Origin of the sequence: Pseudomonas sp. UBT (assembly GCF_050915955.1) — a bacterium.
Taxonomy (GTDB): Bacteria; Pseudomonadota; Gammaproteobacteria; order Pseudomonadales; family Pseudomonadaceae; genus Aquipseudomonas; species Aquipseudomonas antarctica_A.
Genome location: NZ_CP168079.1, coordinates 3,539,312 through 3,560,613 on the forward strand (window position 1 = coordinate 3,539,312; position 21,302 = coordinate 3,560,613).

Here is a 21,302-nt window from a genome sequence, read left to right on the forward strand (position 1 = left end):
ACTGTATTCCAACTGTGGGAGCGGGCTTGCCCGCGATGGCGGCACCACGGCTTACAATCTTTCCAGCGCCATGTTCAGCGCCAGTACGTTCACCACCGGCGGCCCTACCAGCGGGCTTTCGATGTGTTCATCAAGCAAGCGTTGCAGGGTCGACACCGGCACATTCCGGGCAGCCGCTACGCGTGCCAGTTGATAGGCAATTGCCTGTGGTGGCAAGTGTGGATCAAGACCGCTGCCGGAGGTAGTCAGTGATGCAAGAGGCACCGGCCCCTGCCCTGCCACCAACTGTTTATTCGCATCATCAAAGATGCGCGTTGCCAACGCCGGGTTGCTTGGGCCGAGGTTACTCGCGCTGCTGGAAACCGTCGCAAACGCGCCCGCCGATGGGCGCGGATGGAACCAGCCGTCACCGGTAAAATCTTGGGCAATCAGGCTTGAGCCGCGCACTTTGCCGTCGGCATCACGCACCAGGCTGCCGTTGGCCTGATCAGGAAAGGCAACTTGTGCGACACCGGTCACGACCAGTGGGTAAGCGACGCCGGTGATCAGGGTCATGAGTACCAGCAGGCTCAGGGCCGGGCGGATCATGGTGGACATTTCAAATTCCTCACGTGAGTCATTGCAACCTGTGGGCACCAGCCTGGCACCCACAGGAATCGGGTCAAACCAGGTGCAGCGCCGTCAGCAGCATGTCGATCGCCTTGATGCCCACGAACGGCACCAGGATCCCGCCCAGCCCGTAGATCAGCAGGTTGCGACGCAGCAACGCCGCCGCACTCGCCGCCTGTACGCGCACACCGCGCAACGCCAGGGGAATCAGCACCACGATGATCAGGGCGTTGAACACGATGGCCGAGAGAATCGCGCTCTGCGGGCTCTGCAAGTGCATCACGTTGAGCACGCCCAGTTGCGGGTAGATCGAGGCGAACAGCGCCGGCAGGATCGCGAAGTATTTGGCCACGTCGTTGGCGATGGAAAAGGTCGTCAACGCGCCGCGAGTCACCAGCAACTCCTTGCCGATCTGCACCACGTCCAGCAGCTTGGTCGGGTCGCTGTCAAGGTCGACCATGTTGGCGGCTTCGCGAGCAGCCTGAGTACCATCATTCATTGCCATGCCGACGTCGGCCTGGGCCAGTGCCGGCGCATCGTTGGCACCGTCGCCGCACATCGCAACCAGGCGACCGTCGTTTTGCTCATGACGAATGCGCGCGAGTTTTTTCTCAGGGGTGGCTTCAGCCAGCACGTCATCCACACCGGCTTCAGCGGCAATCGCGGCAGCGGTCAGCGGGTTGTCGCCCGTCACCATCACGGTGCGAATCCCCAGTTTGCGCAGTTCGGCGAAACGTTCGCGGATGCCGGGTTTGACCACGTCCTTCAAATGGATCGCACCGAGCAATTTGCCATCGGCGCACACCAGCAACGGCGTGCCGCCGCTCTGGGCGATCTTGTCGATTTCCCGCGACAGTGCCGGTTGCAGGTCGCGGCGTTGTTGGCCGATAAACGCCAGCAGCGAATCGACGGCGCCTTTACGGAACACACGGCCCTGATAGTCGACACCGGACAGGCGCGTTTCAGCACTGAACGGCACGGAGGTCAGTTGGTCCAGGGTAGGCTCGGCCTGCGGGTGCAAGGCACGCAGGTATTCGACGATGGATTTACCTTCCGCCGTGTCATCCGCCAGGGACGCCAGCAGCGCCCCTTCAGCCAAGTCCCGGCCACTGACGCCGGGCGCCGCGATTACTGCGGCACAGCGACGGTTACCGAAGGTAATGGTGCCGGTCTTGTCCAGCAACAACACATGCACGTCACCCGCCGCTTCCACGGCACGCCCGGACTTGGCGATCACATTGAGGCGTACCAGCCGGTCCATACCGGCGATACCGATGGCTGATAACAGGCCGCCGATGGTGGTAGGAATCAGCGTCACCAGCAGTGCGACCAGGAACACCAGCGGCAAGCTGCCATTGGCGAAGTGAGCGAACGGCTGCAGCGTGACCACCACCAGCAGGAAGATCAGCGTCAGGCCGATCAGCAGGATATCCAGCGCGACTTCGTTGGGGGTTTTCTGGCGTTTGGCGCCTTCCACCAGGGCGATCATGCGGTCCAGCGTGGACTCGCCCGGGTTGACGGTGATGCGCACCAGCAACCAGTCCGAGACCAGCCGTGTGTTGCCGGTGACGGCCGAACGGTCACCGCCGGACTCGCGGATCACCGGCGCGGATTCGCCGGTAATCGCCGCTTCGTTGACTGCGGCGATACCTTCGATAACCTCACCGTCACCGGGGATCATTTCCCCGGCGGCGACGCGTACCACGTCGCCTTTACGCAGGCTGGTGGCCGGTACGACCTTGAAGCTGCCGTCGGCTTCCTTGCGGCGCGCGCTGAGGCCTTCGCTGCCGGCTTTAAGGCTGTCGGCGCGGGCCTTGCCACGACCTTCGGCCAAGGCTTCGGCGAAGTTGGCGAACAGCACGGTGAACCACAGCCACACGGCGATTTGCACGGCGACGAAGGTCGGCACACTGGTGTCAGGCACAAAGCACAGCACGGTGGTCAGCATGGCGGTCAATTCGACCACCAGCATTACTGGCGAGCGTTGCAGTTGGCGCGGGTCCAGCTTGACGAAAGCCTGGACCAGCGCCGGGCGCCACAGGGCCGACATGGCGGTTTTTGGCGACTCCTGAGTGTTCACGGGAGTGGCATTTTTTGCAGGCATATTCATTTTCATATCCCCTTAGAAGCCCATGCTCAGATGTTCAGCAATTGGGCCCAGTGCCAGCGTCGGCAGGAAGGTCAGGCCGCCCACCAGCAAAATGGTCACGGTCAACAGGGTCACGAACAGCGGGCCATGGGTCGGGAAGCTGTTCTGGCCAATCGGTGCGGTCTTCTTCATCGCCAGGCTGCCGGCCAGGGCCAGTACCGGGAGGATGTAGCCGAAGCGGCCGATCAACATACCCAGTGACATCATCAGGTTGTGGAACGTGGTGTTGGCACTGAAGCCGCCGAACGCCGAACCGTTGTTGGCACTGGCCGAGGTGTAGGCATACAACAATTGGCTGAAACCGTGAGGGCCAGGGTTGCTGATGGCACCCGCCGGACCAGGCAGGCTGGCGGCGATGGCGCCCAGTACCAGCGTGCCGATCGGCATGACCAGCAACGTCACCACCAGCAACTGCACTTCCTTGGCCTGGAGCTTCTTGCCCAGGTATTCCGGGGTACGGCCAATCATCAAGCCGGCGAGGAACACGGCGATCAACACGTTAAGCAACATGCCGTACATACCGGCACCGACGCCGCCGAAGATCACTTCGCCGACCATCATGTTGACCAGTGCCACCATCCCGCTCAGCGGGTTGAGGCTGTCGTGCATGCCGTTGACCGAACCATTGGACGCCGCTGTGGTGGTGACCGACCACAACACCGTGGCGGTGGTGCCGAAGCGCACTTCTTTACCTTCCAGCGGCGCGGTTTGTTCCACGGCTGGATTGTTCAGGGTCGGGTTGGGCTGGTATTCGGCCCACAGCGAGGTCGCGCCGCCGATCAGGAACAGGGCCAGCATGCAACCGAGAATCGCGCGGCTCTGACGCAGGTCCTTCACGTAGTGGCCGAAGGTGAACACCAGCGCCACCGGGATCAGGATGATCGCCGACAACTCGAACAGGTTGGCCCAGGCAGTCGGGTTTTCAAACGGGTGCGCAGAGTTGACACCGAAGAAGCCGCCACCATTGGTGCCCAACTGCTTGATCGCAATCTGACTTGCAGCCGGGCCCAGTGGGATCAACTGGTCAACGCCTTGCAGGGTCACCGCGTTCGCATAGTGAGCGAAGGTTTGCGGCACGCCCTGCCAGACCAGGAACAACGCGAACACCAGGCACATCGGCAGCAGGCCGTAGAGGGTGGCGCGGGTCATGTCGACCCAGAAGTTGCCCAACGTCTTGGTGGATTTGCGACCGATACCACGGCACAGGGCGACAAGGACTGCCAGACCGGTGGCCGCGCTGACGAAGTTCTGTACGGTGAGGCCGACCATCTGGCTGAGGTAGCTCAGAGAGGCTTCGCCGCTGTAGTTCTGCCAGTTGGTGTTGGTCATGAAACTGACCGCCGTGTTGAACGCCAGCGTCCATTCCTGACCCGGCAATTTCTGAGGGTTCAGTGGGAGATAGTCCTGGAACAACAAGATCGCGAATAACAGTACAAAACCAGCCAGGTTGAAGGCCAGCAACGCCAGCGTGTATTTCTGCCAGCTCTGTTCCTGATGCTCGTCCACGCCCGACAGGCGATAGCACACCCGCTCGACAGGGCCGAGGACCGGCGACAGCCAGGTGCGCTGGCCTTCCATCACCTTGTAGTAGAACCGCCCCAGGAACGGTGCCGGCACCAGCACCACGGCAAAGAAGGCGATGATCAGCCAATAGTCATAACTGTGCATAGCCTGCTCCTAGTTCCGATCCGCGCGTAACAGCGCAACCAGCAGATAAATGAACAGCGCCACGGCCAATAGCAGTGACACCCCGTCCAGAACGCTCATGGAAGTCTCTCCGTTTTGCGGCGATTGCCGCGTGTGGGTCAATTGTCGGCAGGAGTGGCGTAAAGGAACGAGAGCGAGGGTATGGTCAGGCCGTAAAGACGGCGTAAAGAGTGGGTTTATGCGGGGTTTACAGGGGCGTGTTTTGACTGTTGCGACCTCATCACGGGCAAGCCCGGCGCCCACAGTTGACCACAACCCCAGGTGGGAGCCGGGCTTGCCCGCGATGGCGGCAGTTCAACCACCACCGCCCTTAACTGGTGCAATGACAGAAATTTTCAAACGCCAAACGATCTTCTCGGCGACAGTTCGGCGTCTTTACGACACGGAATCGCACAGTGGCATGGCCGCTGCAACACCCTGAATCATTCCAAACCGTTCAGGGAGCGCTACACGATGAACACACAACTCAAACCCACCTTGGGCACCTTGCACTTGTGGGGTATTGCCGTCGGGCTGGTGATTTCCGGCGAATACTTTGGCTGGAGCTACGGCTGGGGCGTGGCCGGTACGCTGGGCTTTTTGGTGACTTCATTGATGGTCGCCGCCATGTACACCTGCTTTATATTCAGCTTCACCGAGCTGACTACCGCTATTCCTCATGCGGGTGGCCCGTTTGCCTACAGCCGTCGCGCTTTTGGTGAGAAAGGCGGCTTGATCGCAGGGCTCGCGACATTGATCGAATTTGTCTTCGCTCCGCCCGCCATTGCCTTGGCTATCGGCGCCTACCTGAATGTGCAGTTTCCGGCACTCGACCCAAAACACGCGGCCGTCGGTGCCTACATCGTCTTCATGGGCCTGAACATTCTCGGGGTGAAACTCGCGGCGACTTTCGAACTGGTGGTATGCGTGCTCGCCGTCGCGGAGTTGTTGGTATTTATGGGGGTGGTCGCGCCAGCGTTCAGCTTCAGCAACTTCGCCCTCAATGGCTGGGCCGGTTCTGACACCTTTGGTGCTCCAGCGATTGGCGGGATGTTTGCCGCCATTCCTTTCGCCATCTGGTTCTTCCTCGCCATCGAAGGCGCGGCCATGGCCGCCGAAGAAGCGAAAGATCCCAAGCGCACCATTCCAAAGGCCTACATCAGCGGCATTCTGACCCTGGTAGTCCTGGCCATGGGTGTGATGTTCTTCGCCGGCGGCGTGGGCGACTGGCGCACCCTGTCGAACATCAACGACCCGTTGCCGCAAGCCATGAAAGCCGTGGTGGGTGACAGCTCCGGCTGGCTGCATATGCTGGTGTGGATCGGCCTGTTCGGCCTGGTCGCCAGCTTCCACGGCATCATCCTGGGTTATTCGCGCCAGTTCTTTGCCCTGGCCCGTGCCGGTTACCTGCCCTCTTTCCTGGCCAAATTGTCGCGTTTTCAAACACCGCACCGCGCAATCATTGCCGGCGGCGTGGTCGGTATCGCCGCCATCTACAGTGACGGCCTCATCAACCTGGGCGGTATGACGCTGACGGCAGCGATGATTACCATGGCCGTGTTCGGTGCCATTGTGATGTACATCATGAGCATGCTCAGCCTGTTCAAACTGCGTAAGACTGAACCGCTGCTGGAACGCACGTTTCACGCACCGGGTTATCCGATCGTGCCGGGCATCGCGCTGGTGCTGGCGGTGGTGTGCCTGGTGGCCATGGCTTGGTTCAACGCGCTGATCGGGCTGATCTTTTTAGGCTTTATGGTCGTAGGGTTCATCTACTTCCAGCTGACCGCACAAGACCGTGCCGATGCACCGGCGGATGCGATGCTGACCGGGCTCTAAGGTTATCGGGGCGGAACAGGCCTACAATGAACTACTAAGAAAGCCTGTTACTCAAAGCAGTTATTACCGTGGGAAAATTCTCCCACGGTAGTCCGTCTCAAGGAGAGCCTTATGCCGTGGTATGCGTGGTTGATTTTAGTGGTAGCGATCGGGTCGATCGTCGGTGGGCTGCTGATGCTGCGTGACAGCGCCAACAAGGTGGAACTCACCGACGAACAACGCAAACGCGTAGCCGATCGCAACGCGCAGGCGGATGCCAAGGATGCGCAAGATCGCTGAGTCTTGAGTTACTCCCAATCCGCCTTGGCAATATGCAACCCGTGCTGGCCTTTATAGGCCGCACGTTCGGGCTGGCTCCAGCCCTTGAGTAACTCATCCTCCAATCGATAAATCTCAACACCCAATGGGCGGCACACCGTCAGTGGGTCCTGCGCGTCCGGCCCCCACATTGGCAGCGACAGATCCCCGCCAGGGCACGTCGACAGCGCACACAGCAAATCGATCTCGGCAAAAAACTCCAGGTAATCGCCCTTCTGTGCCGGGCAGGCTTTCATGAAGTACATGTCGTCGTGATTGAGGCCGGTGCACTGGAAAATATTCAGCACGTCGTGCACGTCGAACTCTGTCAGTCCGTGGGGCAATACAGCTCGAGTCAAGTTGGAGTGGCAATGGTGATGGAAGTCTTCGCCGGTCAGCATTCGGTTCACATACGGATCACAGCGCGTACCGAGCAGATCGTGCAGGCGCCCGCCATGTTCATCAATGCCATAGCTCGCCAGGCTGTCATCGGTGATGGTTACCAAGGGCCGCAGAAAGGGCAGGTTCGACCACAACCGGTCATGGGTACTGACATGGGCACCTTGCAACTGCCGCGTGCGCGCCGCCCATAACCGTTCGCGAGGGTCATTGGCGTTCCACACGTTGAAGTCACCTACCTGCGGGCCCACCGGAGTGGTGACACGGAACACGTGCCCAGCCGGCACTTTCCACGCCCTCCCCGTGCGAATCGGCACCTCAAACTGCTCAACCAAAGTACGTTTATCCGCCTGGTCGCGAATACGTTCGTAGAACGCTGTGTCCACTTGCAGCGCCGAGCCTTTGCTGACCTGATAAGCGGCCGGATAGTCTTTGTACATGATGCGGTTCCTCAATCAGGGTTGGGTAAACAGGGCCAATGACAGACGTTCCGAATCCTCCAGGTACACGCTCATCGCTGTGCCTGCCGCCGGTTTATCCCCTTGGGCCAATAACGCGTAAATCTCGCGGTCTCGCTCCAGCCAGGGTGACTGGAAGCGTTGCTCATCGGGAGCAGCGCAAAACACCAGGCGCAGTTGGGCAATGACCTGGGCGAAAAACTCATCGAACAATGGGCTGCGCATCAGCGCGACAATCTGCTGGTGGAACACCAGGCTGTGAGTCGCCACAGCGCGCCAGTCTTCACGCTCCCGGGCCAGCGTGGTGGCCTCGATGGCGCTTTGCATACGCTCGACCTGGTCGTGCGTCAGCGCACGGCTTTGGGCAATGGCCTGCAACTCAAGTGTGCGGCGCACGACGAACAGGTCACGCACTTCGTCGCGCTCCAGCCGCCGAACCATCACCCCTTTGTTGCGCACATAGCGGGTGAGGCCCTCCTGCCCCAAACGGTGCAACGCTTCGCGGATCGTATTCCGCGATGCGTTATAGGCCTTGACCAGATCTACCTCGACCAGCGCCATCCCAGGTAACAGGCGTCCACCCATAATGTCGGCACGCAACTCGAGCGCAATCTGATCGGCTAAAGACAAACTAAGCGCCATGACCACCTCAAGATTGTTGAACAATCACTGAACCAAATGTAATCACTTTTCATGCCAACGCAGATGCACGTTGTCCGGATGGGTAAATAGGTTCAACTTCGTTAAAATACGCGCTCGCTCCCGAGGCAGTCCTATGCGTTATTCCGCAGACCATAAAGCCCAGACTCACCAACGCATCATCAAGGAAGCCTCCGTACGCTTTCGCCGCGACGGCATTGGGGCCACCGGGCTGCAACCCTTGATGAAGGCTTTGAACCTGACGCACGGCGGGTTCTACGCACATTTCAAATCCAAGGATGAGCTGGTGGAAAAAGCCCTGCAGGCTACTGCTGCAGAACTGGATGCACATTGCGAAATGCTGTTCAGCCAAGAACGACCGCTGGATGCATTCATAGACAGTTACCTGTCCGAGAGGCACCAGACCTCGCCGGATAAAGGCTGCCCGCTACCGACCATGTCTTCGGAATTGGGCCTGAGAGGCCAGCCTAGCCCGACCACGGATGCAGTGCTTGGGGCTCGGTTGAAGCAGGTCGAAGCGGCCTTGGGAAACGCGGACGCCCATGAGCAAAGCCTGATGATGATGTCGACACTGGTAGGCGCACTGGTGCTGGCCAGGAGTGTCGAAAGTGCAGAGTTGGCAACGCAGATCTTGAATGTGGTGCGCACCAAATTGAAAGCGCAGGTTTCAGCGCAAGAAGAGGCCGGTCACTGACCGGCCTCTTCAACTATGTCCCTTAGTTGATCACCAACCTGTCGCGGTTCTTCTCCAGCAACGCCTTACCGATACCTTTTACTTCCAACAACTCATCCACCGCCGTGAAGGGGCCATTACTTTCACGATAGGCGATGATCGCCTTCGCCTTGGCAGCGCCAATACCGAACAGGTCCCGACGCAGGGTTTCTGCATCGGCAGCATTCAGGTTGACCTTGGCAGACTGCTCAACCTTGGTCATCTGTGCAGTGATCGGGGTGGGGGCTTCGGTTTTGACGGAAGGGGCAGCCGTGGTCGCTACGGAGATGCTCGCGAGGAAGGCAAAGATCAGGGAAGAGATATAGGTTTTTTGCATTGGTGACGCTCCATGACATCAATAGAAGAAAAGCAGCTTTCCGAAGCTGCCTTTCTAACTTAGGTGATGTGAGCGAAGAGTCAAAAATGGGTGAGTAACAGGGTGTTAAATCACGGTTCCAAACGGCGCTGCTGGTAGATCCAATCGACGATTTCGCCGTCGGGAGAGTAGCCGCTCACGGTGTCGCGCAGCAGTTGGCGAACGCGCGAATAATCATCCGCATCTATTGCTGCCAGCAGCTCCGAGAGCTTGCCTTTGAGCACATCCCAGGACAGATGGTCTTCATTGGCACTCATGATCATGGGGTGCTGAGTGGCAACCACGTTGTCGCCTATCAGTAACTCTTCGTAAAGCTTTTCGCCCGGACGCAGGCCGGTGAATTCAATAGCGATATCACCGTGGGGATTTTTGTCGGAGCGCACGCTCAAACCGGAAAGATGAATCATCTTCTCTGCCAGCTCGACAATTTTCACCGGCTCGCCCATGTCCAGCACGAATACATCACCGCCCTGACCCATGGAGCCAGCCTGGATAACCAACTGCGCCGCTTCTGGGATGGTCATGAAATAGCGGGTGATTTTCGGGTGGGTGACGGTGATCGGCCCTCCCCATTTGATCTGCTTGTGAAACAGGGGAATAACCGACCCCGAGGAGCCCAGCACATTGCCAAAACGCACCATGGTAAAACGGGTTTTGTTGACACGGGAGATGTTGAATTTGTCGCCAAACATGACCGGGGCCAACTCGCGGCTCAGGGCCTGCAGCGTCAGTTCAGCCAGGCGCTTGGAGCTGCCCATCACATTGGTAGGTCGCACCGCTTTGTCTGTGGAGATCAGGACGAAGTTGGCAACCCCCACCTGAAGCGCAGCCTGAGCGGTGTTGAGCGTTCCGATCACATTATTGAGCACGCCTTCGGCAATATTGTGTTCGACCATTGGCACATGTTTATAGGCCGCCGCGTGGTACACCGTATCGACGCGCCAGGCTTTCATGACGTCCAGCAACTTGGCCGGGTTACGCACAGAACCGAGGATCGGCAGCAACTTTATCGGCAATGATTCGCGGGTAACGCGCTGCTCAAGTTCCGAGAGGATGCTGTAGAGGTTGAACTCACTGTGTTCGAACAGCAACAAGGTGGTAGGGCGCAGCGACAGGATCTGACGGCAAAGCTCAGAACCGATGGAGCCGCCGGCGCCCGTCACCATCACGCATTGACCCTTGATACAGTGCTCCAGCAAATCGCCCTGGGCAGGCACGGAATCACGCCCCAACAGGTCGGCAATATCGACCTCCTGGATGTCATCGACCTTTACCCGACCGCTGGCCAGATCCATAAACCCAGGCACACTGCGCACATGCAACGGGAAACCTTCCAGGAAGCCAAGGATTTCACGGCGCCGACCTCGGTTGGAGGATGGAATAGCCAGCAGGATCTCTTGGGCGCCGGTCGCATCGATCATGCGTTGTATATGTTTAGGCTTATAGACCTGGAGGCCGGATATGACGCGATCGGCAATACTGGCATCGTCATCGATGAACGCAACCGGGCGCATCAGCCGCCCTATTCGCAAGGCTGCCACCAGTTGGTTGCCGGCCGCTCCCGCACCATACACGGCAACCCGCGGCAGCCCGTCGTCACGGCTGGTGAACGGCACGTGTTGGGAGGCGGAGAACCAGTCGCCGAGGAAGTACTGGCGCATGGCCAGGCGCAGCCCGCCGACCATGATCAGGCTGAGCCACCAGTAATTGAAGATGATCGAGCGTGGGACGACATGCGTGTGGTTACTGTTCCAGTAGACCACCAGGCCCAGGATCAAGGCGGACAAGCTCACGGCCTTGATGATGGCGATCAGCGCATCGTTACCGAAATAGCGCATGACGGCGCGGTACATCCCAAAGCGAACAAACAGCGGGATGGCGACGACAGGTGCTGCGACAAACAGCCAGAGATGGTCCCGAAATGGGTTGGCCATCTCATCAAAGCCTAGCCGCACGACAAATGCCAGCCACAGAGCGGCCCAGACCACCACGACATCCGTAGACACCTGAATCAGGCGTTTTTTACGACGCGGCAGTCCCACCAAACGGGCCCGTAACCTTTCCATCATCCCTTCGTCCACCTCAGGCAATTCCTCTCGTTAATGACCACGTGGCCGTACGACACATCCGACTGATTCAAAACCTATTGAATCCTCAGGCGCCTTCCTTTGCAGTGTCAGCTTTTTCCAGTTCGCCTGCATGGTATTTGATCGCCAGCAGCACCAGGGGCACATAAGCGATAACCGCACCCAGCGCGCCGTCCAGCCCCAACACGACCACGCACAGCGCCACCGGCAGTAACCAGAACAGGTTCAGCCCGGCGACAGCGAGTGTCACTGGCAAATGCCGGCCAAATCGCCGCGAAGCAAACTGATAAGCGTGGCTGCGATGTGCCTCGTACACCTTGTCTCCACGCACCAGGCGACGTATCAACGTGAACGTGGCGTCTACGATGAACACCCCCAGCAAGATCAGCCACGCCCACAGTAGCGGCGAGGACACCCAGGCCGCCTGGAGTGATAAAACCCCCAGGACAATCCCTAGAAAACCGCTGCCGGCATCGCCCATGAATATCCGCGCGGGAGGAAAGTTCCAGAAAAGAAATCCGGCCACCGCCATCGCCAGGGTCATTGGCAACCACGCCAAACCTGTGTGTCCACTCAAACCGTACAGCAGACACATGCCCAGGCACGCGCAGATAGCCTCAACACTGGCAATACCGTCGATACCATCCATGAAGTTGTATAAGTTCAGCATCCAAACCAGGTAAAAAGCAGCGAGCACGCTCCCTACCCATCCCAGGTTTGCAGCAAAGCCAAATACGCTTACCTCAGGCAAACCGCCTAGCCAGTATAGCGCCCATGCGGAGGCCACAAAGTGCCCCGCCAAACGCCAACGGGCGGCGATATGCCCGTGGTCATCCATAAAGCCGATGATTGCAATCAAGGCACCCGCGCCACCCACGGCCAGCAGGACAGGCATTGAAACGACCTGCCCCCATGCCAGCAAAGGCAAGGCCAATAGGAAAGAGACTACGATCGCTACGCCTCCCCCTCTGGGAGTGGGGACTGTATGGGAGCTACGCGCAATGGGAATATCAATGATGCTATGAGCCAGCGCGTAGCGTCGTAACGCAGCGGTCAACACCCACGAAAAAAACCCAACGACGACTACAAACCACCAATATGTCATTGTCTCTTATCACTCTTATACTGCGCAGCGACGGATGCAAGTGCGTTATCCACCGAGACGGGAGGCGACCATTGCAATAAGGTTACGGCCTTTTGGATATCAACCTGCAGTGAGCCACACAACCTCTGTGACAGCGCCTTTTTACCCAAGAGCCTGGCAGCCGTACTGAGCATCCAGGCCGGGACGGGCAGCAGGCGAGCGGGCCTGCCGAGCGCTGCTGCGGTCCGACGCAAAAGCTGCGTGGTGGAGAGATCCTCACCGTCGCTGACCAGGAAGATCTGGTTGGCAGCTGCCGGGTGATTAATCGACGTCACGATCAAGTCCACCAGGTTATCCAGCGCCACCAGACTGCGGCGGTTATTGATCGCGCCAAAGGGCAACGGCACACCGTTATCCAACCAGCGCATCATGTTCAGGAAGTTAGCTTTGACGCCTGGGCCGTAGACCAGCACTGGGCGAATGATCACGACCTCCATACCCGTGCGCTCAGCCAGGGCCAACAACCCCTGCTCCGCTTCCATTTTCGAAATACCGTAGGGATCACTCGGCTCAGGTGTGTCATCCGCCGTATAGGGCTTGCCGGGCAAGGTGCCCTCGCCGTTAACCTTGATCGAACTGATGAAGATAAAGCGCCGCACGCCAGCCTGTGCCGCCTGCTCCGCAAGGTTCAACGTGCCCTGCACATTGACCTTGCGAAAGGCCGCCAATGGGTCCGTTTCGACATCGTTCATGACATGCACACGCGCCGCGCAATGAACCACCGCATCGATGCCAACACAGTTTTCGTGCCAGTTCGTGGTGTCAAACGCGTCAAACCAAACCGTGTGAGCAGCCTTCTCAGGCACATTGGCGCCATGACGAACAGCTGCCGTGACAGTAACGCCATCCATGATTAAACGGCGCAATACCGCGCTGCCAACAAAACCGCTGGCGCCCGTCAACAAAACAGATTGCGACATCATTGCTGTTCCTTACGTAAAGTTGCCTCGCGAAACAGCGTTTCCAGACGAGTCATCAACGTTAGCTTCGAATAATTTTCAAGATAATACCGCCGGCCTGAGGCGCCCATTTCCTTGCGCTGCTCGCCATCGAATAAAGCCAATTTCGATGTTATTTGCGCCAAGGCAGTTGCATCACCTGACGGGCAGCACAACCCGGCGCCTGCGGCTTCGATAACACGTGCGGCTTCGCCATTGATCATGCCCAGGATCGGCTTGCCCGACGCCAGGTAGGCCTGCACTTTTCCGGGGATGGTTTTCTCAAACACATCGTTGGTTTTGAGCGAAACAAGCAGTGCGTCTGCGCAAGCGAACAAGCTAGGCATTGCCTCCAGCGGATGGCGTCCCAACAAAAGCACGTTACCCAAGTCGCGAGCGCGCACTTCATTGGCGAGCCACTCACTCATTCGGCCATCGCCTACAATCACCCAACGGACCGCGACCGTGCCTGCCAGTGCGCGAGCAGCTTCAATGATCGCGGGAAAATCCTGCGCATCTCCCAGGTTACCTGCAAAGAGCACGGTAAAAACCGAGTCATCTCGGTCAAGTAGCGCGGAGGTCGGTTGCGCCGTGCCGGAGAAATCGTCCTCAGCCCAACTCGGAAAATACACCAGGCGATCAAGGGCAATGCGCTTGGTGCAGTAGCCCTTTACGTTCTCAAGAAAACCATGGGACTGCAGCAGCAAGTAATCAGCGCGATTGTAAATCCACGACACCATTCGCCCCACGGTCTTCAGCAATATAGGGTTGCGTACAACGCCTACCGCCCGCAGGGTTTCCGGCCACAAATCCAATACCCAGATGAACACCGGCGCGCGTTTGATCCGGCCGAGTACCAACGCAGGAATAGCAGCCATGACCGGTGAAACGGCATAAACGAAGACGGCGTCATAGCGCTCTGAGCGTAACTTCCAAGGCCCCAAGAGTGATGCCGAAATAAAAAACGAGGCATAGTTCAACATCAGGCTAATGCTGCGCTTCCCACGCGGCACCAAGGGCACACGGACTACTTTCGCACCTGCATATTCAGCAAACTTCTCCGGCGCGGCGCGATAACTGCTATAGACGCTGCCTTCGGGATAGTTGGGGAGCCCTGTCAATACCGTAACGTTATGCCCCTTCTCGGAAAAATCACGCACAAGATCATTAATACGCATATTTTCCGGCCAAAAATATTGCGTAACGACGAGTATATTGAGTTTACGATCAGGCATTGACATAAACTCGATTAGTAGCGTTTCCAGACTATCCGATTCACATAATCAGTATAGCTGTGAATAATCCGAGCTACTTTTTCGGAAACATTCGGCATGCTGTAATCAGCCACCTGGCGCAAGGTCCTATTTTCTTCGGTACCCTGCCCTTCCAATACGTTCAGTCCTTGAAGCACTCGATTAACCTCCAGTCCAACCATCATTACCGCAGCTTCTTCCATGCCTTCCGGGCGCTCGTGAGCTTCACGAATGTTCAGTGCCGGGAAGTTCAATATCGATGACTCTTCGTTAATCGTTCCGCTATCAGACAGCACCGCCTTGGCGGTCAGCTGCAACTTGTTATAATCCTTGAAACCCAACGGCTTGAGCAACTTGACGTTCTTATGGAAGACGATGCCCATGGCATCTACGCGTTTTTGCGTGCGCGGATGGGTGGACACGATCACCGGGAAGTCATACTGCGCAGCCACGGTATTGAGCACATCCGCCAACTTCAAAAAGTTCTTATCCGAATCGATGTTTTCTTCACGGTGCGCACTGACAACGAAGAACTTGCCTTTTTGCAGGCCCAGTCGTTCAAGTACGTCCGACGCCTCAATACCTTCACGGTAGTGAGTCAGTACTTCAAACATCGGGCTACCGGTTTTAATCACCATGTCTGGAGACAGGCCTTCGCGTAACAGGTATTCACGTGCAATGGTGCTGTAGGTCAGGTTTATATCCGCCGTGTGGTCAACGATGCGACGGTTAATCTCCTCCGGCACCCGCATATCAAAGCACCGATTGCCGGCCTCCATATGAAACGTTGGAATCTTGCGGCGCTTGGCAGGGATCACCGCCATACAGCTATTGGTATCCCCGAGCACCAGCAGTGCTTCAGGTTGAATCTCGGCCAGCACGCGGTCGACCGAAATGATGACGTTACCAATCGTCTCCGCGCCACTGGCACCGGCCGCGTTTAAAAAGTGGTCGGGTTTACGAATGGCCAAATCCTGGAAAAAGATCTCATTGAGCTCGTAATCGTAGTTTTGGCCGGTGTGCACCAGGACATGATCACAATGCCTGTCAAGCGCATCAATAACGCGCGACAAGCGAATGATTTCAGGGCGGGTACCGACGACCGTGACAACTTTCATTTTTTTCATAACTGGATGCTCAAGATTATAGTTAGGCTTCAGTGCCGACAGCCATTGAGAAAGTGTCCGGATGCTCACGGTCAAAAATCTCATTAGCCCAGAGCATAACGATTAACTCACTGTCACCCACATTGGTCACGTCGTGAGTCCAACCCGGCACCGTCTCGACAATCTCGGGTTCTTCTCCCGTGGTAAATAACTCATAAAACTCACCCGAGACGATATGCCTGAATCTAAAGCACGCGTGGCCTTTGATAACCAGAAACTTTTCAGTCTTGGAGTGATGGTAATGGCCACCCCGGGTAATCCCTGGATGGGCAGTAAAGAACGAAAACTGACCCGCATCCGGGGTTTTAAGCATCTCGACAAACGTTCCCCGCGGGTCCTCATATTTGGGAACCTTGTAGGTAAAACGTTCGGGAGGCAGGTAGCTCAAGTAGGTGGAGTACAGCGCGCGAACCAGGCCTGTACCCACACGTTCACTGACCATAGTGGTACGGCTGTCTCGAAAGGCCGACAGTTGCTCAACCAGGCCGCCAACACTGATGCTGTATTGAGGCTCAACGTCGACAAAGCCCTGGGTGCTGACTTTGCCGTCCATGACCTGGATAAACCGGGTCACCACGTCATCAATATAAACAAGGTTAATCATCGCCTGCGGATCATTGATCTTGATCGGGATATCACGGGCGATGTTATTGCAGAATGTCGCAACGGCAGAGTTGTAATTAGGGCGCGCCCATTTACCAAACACGTTGGGCAAACGGAATAGGTAGACGGGAACATTCGCAGACGACTGCAGATTAAGCAGTAACTCTTCAGCCCCACGCTTGCTGCTGCCGTAAGGGTTATCCAGTTCTGCCTGACTGGACGACGTATACAGCACCGGCACACGCCGACCACTGGTGATGACCGCATTGCAAAGCGCACCGGTCAGGTCCGTATTCCCGGTATTGAATTCCTGCGGGTCAACAGGCCGGTTGACACCAGCAAGGTGGAAAATGAAATCCACCTGCGCCACCAGGCCAGGCAGGCTCGAGAGATCATCGTCGCGAGTAAAGCGCACGACGTCGATATCATCACGCTCTCCAAGATGCGCGACGAGGTTCTGGCCGACAAAGCCATTGGCGCCCGTGATCAAAACCTTCATTGCTTATTCCTCAGGGGTTGCGTGCTCACCGCGCTGAATTGCACGCATGAAGTCCAATTTCAACAAAAGCTTTTCCATACCGGCAACGTCCAGCCGCTCGGTGTTGTGGGAATTGTAGTCTTCGGTTCTGGAGATTTTGGTTTCGCCCTGCTCTACAAACTTGGCGTAATTGAGGTCACGCAAATCAGGTGGTATACGGAAGTATTCGCCCATGTCTTCAGCGCACGCCATCTCTTCACGGCTCAGCAGCGCTTCAAACAGTTTCTCGCCGTGGCGGGTACCGATCACCTGAATCTCATGCTCAGGCTTACCCACCATGGCAGTCAGTGTCTTAGCCAATACTTCCACGGTAGCAGCTGGCGCCTTTTGCACAAACAGATCACCGTTGTTGCCATGTTTGAACGCGTAAAGCACAAGGTCGACGGCGTCGGCGAGGGTCATCATGAAACGCGTCATGTTCGGATCAGTCAGGGTCAACGGCAGGCCAGCGCGGATCTGCTCAATGAACAACGGGATCACCGAACCACGGGATGCCATGACGTTGCCGTAGCGCGTACCGCAAATGACGGTCTTTGTTTCATCAACATTTCGCGACTTGGCGACCATGACTTTCTCCATCATCGCCTTGGAGATCCCCATGGCGTTGATAGGGTATACAGCCTTGTCGGTGCTCAGGCACACAACACGCCTGACCCCGTTCTGGATCGCGGCTTCAAGCAGGTTCTCGGTCCCCAGCACGTTGGTCTTGACCGCCTCCATGGGGTGGAACTCGCACGACGGGACTTGCTTTAACGCGGCGGCGTGAAAAATGTAATCGACGCCGCGGGTAGCGTTCAACACACTTTGATAATCTCGAACGTCACCGATGTAAAACTTGAGTTTGGAGTTTGCGTAGCGCTTACGCATGTCATCCTGTTTTTTTTCGTCGCGGCTGAAAATTCGGATTTCGGTAATATTGGTATCCAGAAAGCGCCTAAGAACGGCGTTACCGAAAGAACCGGTCCCCCCAGTAATGAGCAGCTTTTTTCCTTCAAACATATCGTTCTCCTTAATCTCTTCTAATAACTTACGTACCTGTACACCAGGCATTTTATTGTCAACGATAAATCTTTTGGCAGAGCGCCCCTTTGCCAAAAGCTCCTCGTCAGAAAGCCTTGACAACTCTAGCAGCTTGTCCCTCAGGCCATTATCACCCAGCGGGACCACAAAGCAAAACTCGTAATACTCATCGGGAATGCCATCCAGCTCATACATCAACACGGGCGTACCCGAGGACATGTATTCAATGACTTTCGAAGGGAACGAAAATTTCGTAAAAGCAGATTCGTTATCCCGAGGGTTGATCAGCAGCTTCGCTTGACGCTGATAATTGAGCACTGCACTGCGGTCTAACTGCCCAAGAAATTTCACCTGAGGGTGCGCAGCCGAAATTGTTTCAACATATTTACGGTCGTCGCCATCACCGCAAATTAGCAATTCGTATTGGTCAATACCGGAGGCAATGAACGAGTCAAGCAAATTCCTTATGCCATAACGGCGGTCTAAGGTCCCCGTATAAAGAAAGTAATTCAGCTTGCCTTCAGGCTCGCCGGCCGATAGATATTTTTCATCCGCAATGCCTTCTATGACCACTTTTTTCATGGAACTGTGAAAGACATTCAGCATTTGAGCGGTAATGGCTACGATACTATCTGCACGATTAACGACAAAATAAGAGACCTTTGACAGCACCTCGAAAAGCGACTTCATGAACCCGGTTCTTACACTCATGTATTCGGGCAGGTCCGGGACGATTACACACAGATGAACGTCCTTTTTTATTCGCTTGACCATATGACACGCCACCAAGAACGGCAGGTGCATCGAATAGCAGACCAATACACAATCTTTGCCATTATGTTTATTGACATGAGCAATAATCTGCGTAATTGCGAGGACAACCTTATGAATATTCTTGACCACTGAAAGGTTGAGGAAACCTACATTAAAGACGGTTGCACGCCCCAGCAGCTCAGTACTTTGCACTGGCCGAAAATACACATCGTCGTATCGTTTGGGGTAAGCGCCAATGAAGGGCAAATTAATCACGGATACAGACTGCACGCTCTCATTCTGGCAGAACCCATCGAGGTAGTTTTTTTGTAGCGTGTCCGCGGCGTATTGCATACTGCCCTTGGACTTCCGGGTGATTTGCCCCTTGTCCAACTCGGTAAAAATCCCACCCAAGAACAAAATATTCACACAGACCTCACTTAAAAAAACGTCGACAGATGTACGGCTGCACGCAAACACCTTCTACAGCGCTCTGGCTCATACCTCAGTTTAAAAACAGATTGTTTTTCCACATGGCAATATAGGTGCCCTGGGCAACAGGCACGAGAAAAAACAGCACCAGATAGCCACCGAACACCACCACATACGACAACAAAAACAGATAGCTGCGGCGCTTTATAAATAGCGAGTTGGCACAATGTAAAATATTAAAGAAAATAATCACTCGCAACAGCCGGATAAAAATCTCAGATTCAAAATACAGCACAAGAAAAAACAATGAGAAAATATTCAAATTCAGAATGAAGGCTAGTTCTTTATCGCGCCCCGCCGAGCAGTCTACTCTGTTGAGACTCTTGCGCTCCCCCATCACTGCCAGTACGAACAAGACAAACGATACGAGATGAGTAAGGACGTTCGCCAGTATACTCTTCCAGGTCGTATTATAAAAATTAAAATGGCTTGCCACACTGTCCGGCAGGGGCACCACGTACCGGGCGATTACATAGCATGCTATGAATGTCAGATAGCACAGGAAAAATCTCCCAAGCGGCACCACCCGGTCCAGCGGCATAAAAATAAACACCATGAACATCAATGATGATTGATGCATGGCTGTTGCCAGCACGATTAGTAGCGCGTACTTGACCCGGCAATACTTATGCCCTTCAAAGAGGACAATCATGGCCTGTAAGAAAATAGCAAAGGCCAGAAAATTTCGCATCAACACAAAGTCGAGCGAAAAAAAGCACACCATGTAAATAAGAATAGACAGAAACGGCGACACTGTTCGTTTGACGATATACCTAAAGACCAAGAACAGCGTGACCAGCGAAATCAAGATCTGGAACGACTGAAATGAAAGGCCAGACTGGCTAGCGAGTATATTCAGATAACCATAGCCTACCTCACCGCCCCAACTGGCATAGGTATCACGCGTATGGTAATACAGTTCATACGCGTCCCTGTCGCCGTTCCAGGAGTTCCAGCCATAGAGCCCCCACATTATCAAAAACACCAATAATGCTAGAAAGATGGACAGTGAACGTTTCTTGTACATCCGCATCACTTCCCGAAAAACCGATTCTTTAGAAAGCTTACTATACTTTGGGTTTTCTTGATTCCAAGGCGCTCCCGGATGAAACGAGAGGTTCTGGAGCGCAACGAAAAGAACCCGGGATTCAATATTATTTTCGCAACAGGCACTTCAAAACCCACGTCCAGAAGTACACTCTGTGGGTGTTTCAAGGGAAACTCCATTGCCTTGGTCTGAATCCCGCAGAACCGCTCCACCATCACGTCCGCCAAGCTATTACCGCCATGCGTGGAATCATTATCAACGCCAATGTTTTTTATCTGATTATACTTTGGCACCACGGCATAGACGTTATGCACACGCATCGAAAAGCTCATCTGGTAATCCCAGGAGTAAAACTTTCCACGCGTCGCCTTGGCGTCCAGTTCATATTCGAAGTTATACTTATCCTGGTAGTAAAGTTTCTTATAAAGGTATTCGCCTTTAAGTCGCTCCTGCACGTACGTGTTCTGCCAAAGCGTGAGTTCACCATCATAAAACTTATTGAATTTGTGCGCCCATGACGCCCAACCACACGGCATCATATTCTTGCTGAACACGTAACTGGAACCGTCGGCAGGTTCGTACTCTTTCAAATAGTTTGTACCGCAAATCCACAGCACTCGCGTATCATCTTGATACTTGGCCAATACCTCTTCACAGAACTTGAAAAACGACAGTTCCGGCAAATTATCATCTTCGAGAAAAATAGCGAACTGTTCGCGCTCAAAGACCCATTTCGCGCCTTCGGCGATGTTTGCATATACCCCTATATTCTCGTGTTCATATTTTTTTATGACCTCACAATCCCATGTGATCGCACCCTCAATAGCTTCCCTGCACTTCGCAGCCTGAGCCTTCTCCTCTTCGGTACGCCCACCATCGGCCAGCAGGTAGAGCCTGGCAGGCGCCACCTTGGAGATCTGCTTGATGACCTCGAGTGGCTTATCGATTCTCTTGAACAGAAATAAAACCACTGGAATATTAAACGGGTCCATTATTTTCTCATACTCCAACTCTCACAGAGGGGCTTTTATCATCCAGCAACACACCGGCTGGCGGCCTGACCACACAGCGCATA

Annotated in this window: 19 protein-coding genes and 1 pseudogene; 3 read left to right on the forward strand and 17 right to left on the reverse strand. The window is 55.6% G+C overall.

What is annotated here, in order from left to right; all coding sequences use genetic code 11:
- Nucleotides 1-51 precede the first annotated feature (51 nt).
- The 4 genes from kdpC to kdpF form a co-directional block, all read right to left on the reverse strand.
- Complete coding sequence (gene kdpC, locus ACDZ94_RS16220) at nucleotides 52-597, reverse strand: potassium-transporting ATPase subunit KdpC (RefSeq protein ID WP_432750438.1); 546 nt, start codon at nucleotides 595-597, stop codon at nucleotides 52-54.
- Between the two features lie 64 nt (nucleotides 598-661).
- Nucleotides 662-2,713, reverse strand: coding sequence for a potassium-transporting ATPase subunit KdpB (gene kdpB, locus ACDZ94_RS16225; protein WP_407017172.1), 2,052 nt, complete (start codon nucleotides 2,711-2,713; stop codon nucleotides 662-664).
- A gap of 18 nt (nucleotides 2,714-2,731) precedes the next feature.
- Nucleotides 2,732-4,426 (reverse strand): potassium-transporting ATPase subunit KdpA, encoded by a 1,695-nt coding sequence (gene kdpA / locus ACDZ94_RS16230; protein ID WP_064451508.1) that lies wholly within the window; start codon nucleotides 4,424-4,426, stop codon nucleotides 2,732-2,734.
- A 9-nt stretch (nucleotides 4,427-4,435) separates the two neighbouring features.
- On the reverse strand, nucleotides 4,436-4,525 hold the full coding sequence (gene kdpF, locus ACDZ94_RS16235) for a K(+)-transporting ATPase subunit F (RefSeq protein WP_003218754.1): 90 nt from the start codon (nucleotides 4,523-4,525) through the stop codon (nucleotides 4,436-4,438).
- A gap of 393 nt (nucleotides 4,526-4,918) precedes the next feature.
- Here kdpF and eat point away from each other — a divergent pair, with 393 nt between their 5' ends.
- Together eat and ACDZ94_RS16245 are read left to right on the forward strand one after the other, a co-directional pair.
- Entirely contained in the window at nucleotides 4,919-6,283 is a 1,365-nt protein-coding gene (gene eat, locus ACDZ94_RS16240) for an ethanolamine permease (protein ID WP_407017133.1), read from the forward strand.
- A 111-nt stretch (nucleotides 6,284-6,394) separates the two neighbouring features.
- Nucleotides 6,395-6,562, forward strand: a complete 168-nt coding sequence (locus ACDZ94_RS16245; protein ID WP_064502997.1) for a DUF2897 family protein — start codon at nucleotides 6,395-6,397, stop codon at nucleotides 6,560-6,562.
- Between the two features lie 8 nt (nucleotides 6,563-6,570).
- On the opposite strand, the gene ACDZ94_RS16250 is transcribed toward ACDZ94_RS16245, so the two are convergent.
- Nucleotides 6,571-7,419: an urea carboxylase-associated family protein gene (locus ACDZ94_RS16250; RefSeq protein ID WP_221294270.1), complete on the reverse strand. Its 849-nt coding sequence runs from the start codon at nucleotides 7,417-7,419 to the stop codon at nucleotides 6,571-6,573.
- A gap of 15 nt (nucleotides 7,420-7,434) precedes the next feature.
- Complete coding sequence (locus ACDZ94_RS16255; RefSeq protein WP_064451505.1) at nucleotides 7,435-8,079, reverse strand: GntR family transcriptional regulator; 645 nt, start codon at nucleotides 8,077-8,079, stop codon at nucleotides 7,435-7,437.
- Nucleotides 8,080-8,212: 133 nt separating this feature from the next.
- Between ACDZ94_RS16255 and ACDZ94_RS16260 the strand changes: the two genes are divergently transcribed.
- The gene (locus ACDZ94_RS16260) at nucleotides 8,213-8,791 is read left to right on the forward strand and encodes a TetR/AcrR family transcriptional regulator (protein ID WP_432750439.1); all 579 of its coding nucleotides are present in this window, start codon (nucleotides 8,213-8,215) and stop codon (nucleotides 8,789-8,791) included.
- Between the two features lie 22 nt (nucleotides 8,792-8,813).
- Here the strand turns inward: ACDZ94_RS16260 and ACDZ94_RS16265 are convergent, their stop codons facing one another.
- The 11 genes and pseudogenes from ACDZ94_RS16265 to ACDZ94_RS16315 form a co-directional block, all read right to left on the reverse strand.
- The gene (locus tag ACDZ94_RS16265) at nucleotides 8,814-9,146 is read right to left on the reverse strand and encodes a ComEA family DNA-binding protein (RefSeq protein WP_221294267.1); all 333 of its coding nucleotides are present in this window, start codon (nucleotides 9,144-9,146) and stop codon (nucleotides 8,814-8,816) included.
- A 110-nt stretch (nucleotides 9,147-9,256) separates the two neighbouring features.
- A complete protein-coding gene (locus ACDZ94_RS16270; RefSeq protein WP_432751509.1) occupies nucleotides 9,257-11,251 on the reverse strand; it encodes a polysaccharide biosynthesis protein in 1,995 nt (664 codons plus the stop codon).
- Nucleotides 11,252-11,339: 88 nt separating this feature from the next.
- Complete coding sequence (locus ACDZ94_RS16275) at nucleotides 11,340-12,377, reverse strand: MraY family glycosyltransferase (protein WP_432750440.1); 1,038 nt, start codon at nucleotides 12,375-12,377, stop codon at nucleotides 11,340-11,342.
- Nucleotides 12,374-13,336, reverse strand: coding sequence for a UDP-glucose 4-epimerase family protein (locus ACDZ94_RS16280; protein ID WP_432751510.1), 963 nt, complete (start codon nucleotides 13,334-13,336; stop codon nucleotides 12,374-12,376). Before ACDZ94_RS16280 ends, ACDZ94_RS16275 begins: the two co-directional genes overlap by 4 nt.
- Nucleotides 13,336-14,589, reverse strand: coding sequence for a glycosyltransferase family 4 protein (locus tag ACDZ94_RS16285; protein ID WP_432750441.1), 1,254 nt, complete (start codon nucleotides 14,587-14,589; stop codon nucleotides 13,336-13,338). Before ACDZ94_RS16285 ends, ACDZ94_RS16280 begins: the two co-directional genes overlap by 1 nt.
- Nucleotides 14,590-14,603: 14 nt before the next feature.
- Nucleotides 14,604-15,734, reverse strand: coding sequence for a non-hydrolyzing UDP-N-acetylglucosamine 2-epimerase (gene wecB / locus ACDZ94_RS16290; RefSeq protein ID WP_432751511.1), 1,131 nt, complete (start codon nucleotides 15,732-15,734; stop codon nucleotides 14,604-14,606).
- A 22-nt stretch (nucleotides 15,735-15,756) separates the two neighbouring features.
- A complete protein-coding gene (gene wbjC, locus ACDZ94_RS16295) occupies nucleotides 15,757-16,875 on the reverse strand; it encodes a UDP-2-acetamido-2,6-beta-L-arabino-hexul-4-ose reductase (protein ID WP_432750442.1) in 1,119 nt (372 codons plus the stop codon).
- A 3-nt stretch (nucleotides 16,876-16,878) separates the two neighbouring features.
- Complete coding sequence (locus ACDZ94_RS16300; RefSeq protein WP_432751512.1) at nucleotides 16,879-17,913, reverse strand: polysaccharide biosynthesis protein; 1,035 nt, start codon at nucleotides 17,911-17,913, stop codon at nucleotides 16,879-16,881.
- A 186-nt stretch (nucleotides 17,914-18,099) separates the two neighbouring features.
- Nucleotides 18,100-19,041 (reverse strand): annotated as a pseudogene (locus ACDZ94_RS16305) (glycosyltransferase); the annotation flags it as partial.
- 151 nt (nucleotides 19,042-19,192) lie between these two features.
- Nucleotides 19,193-20,206 (reverse strand): EpsG family protein, encoded by a 1,014-nt coding sequence (locus ACDZ94_RS16310; RefSeq protein ID WP_432750443.1) that lies wholly within the window; start codon nucleotides 20,204-20,206, stop codon nucleotides 19,193-19,195.
- A gap of 5 nt (nucleotides 20,207-20,211) precedes the next feature.
- Complete coding sequence (locus tag ACDZ94_RS16315; RefSeq protein ID WP_432750444.1) at nucleotides 20,212-21,219, reverse strand: glycosyltransferase family 2 protein; 1,008 nt, start codon at nucleotides 21,217-21,219, stop codon at nucleotides 20,212-20,214.
- Nucleotides 21,220-21,302 lie beyond the last annotated feature (83 nt).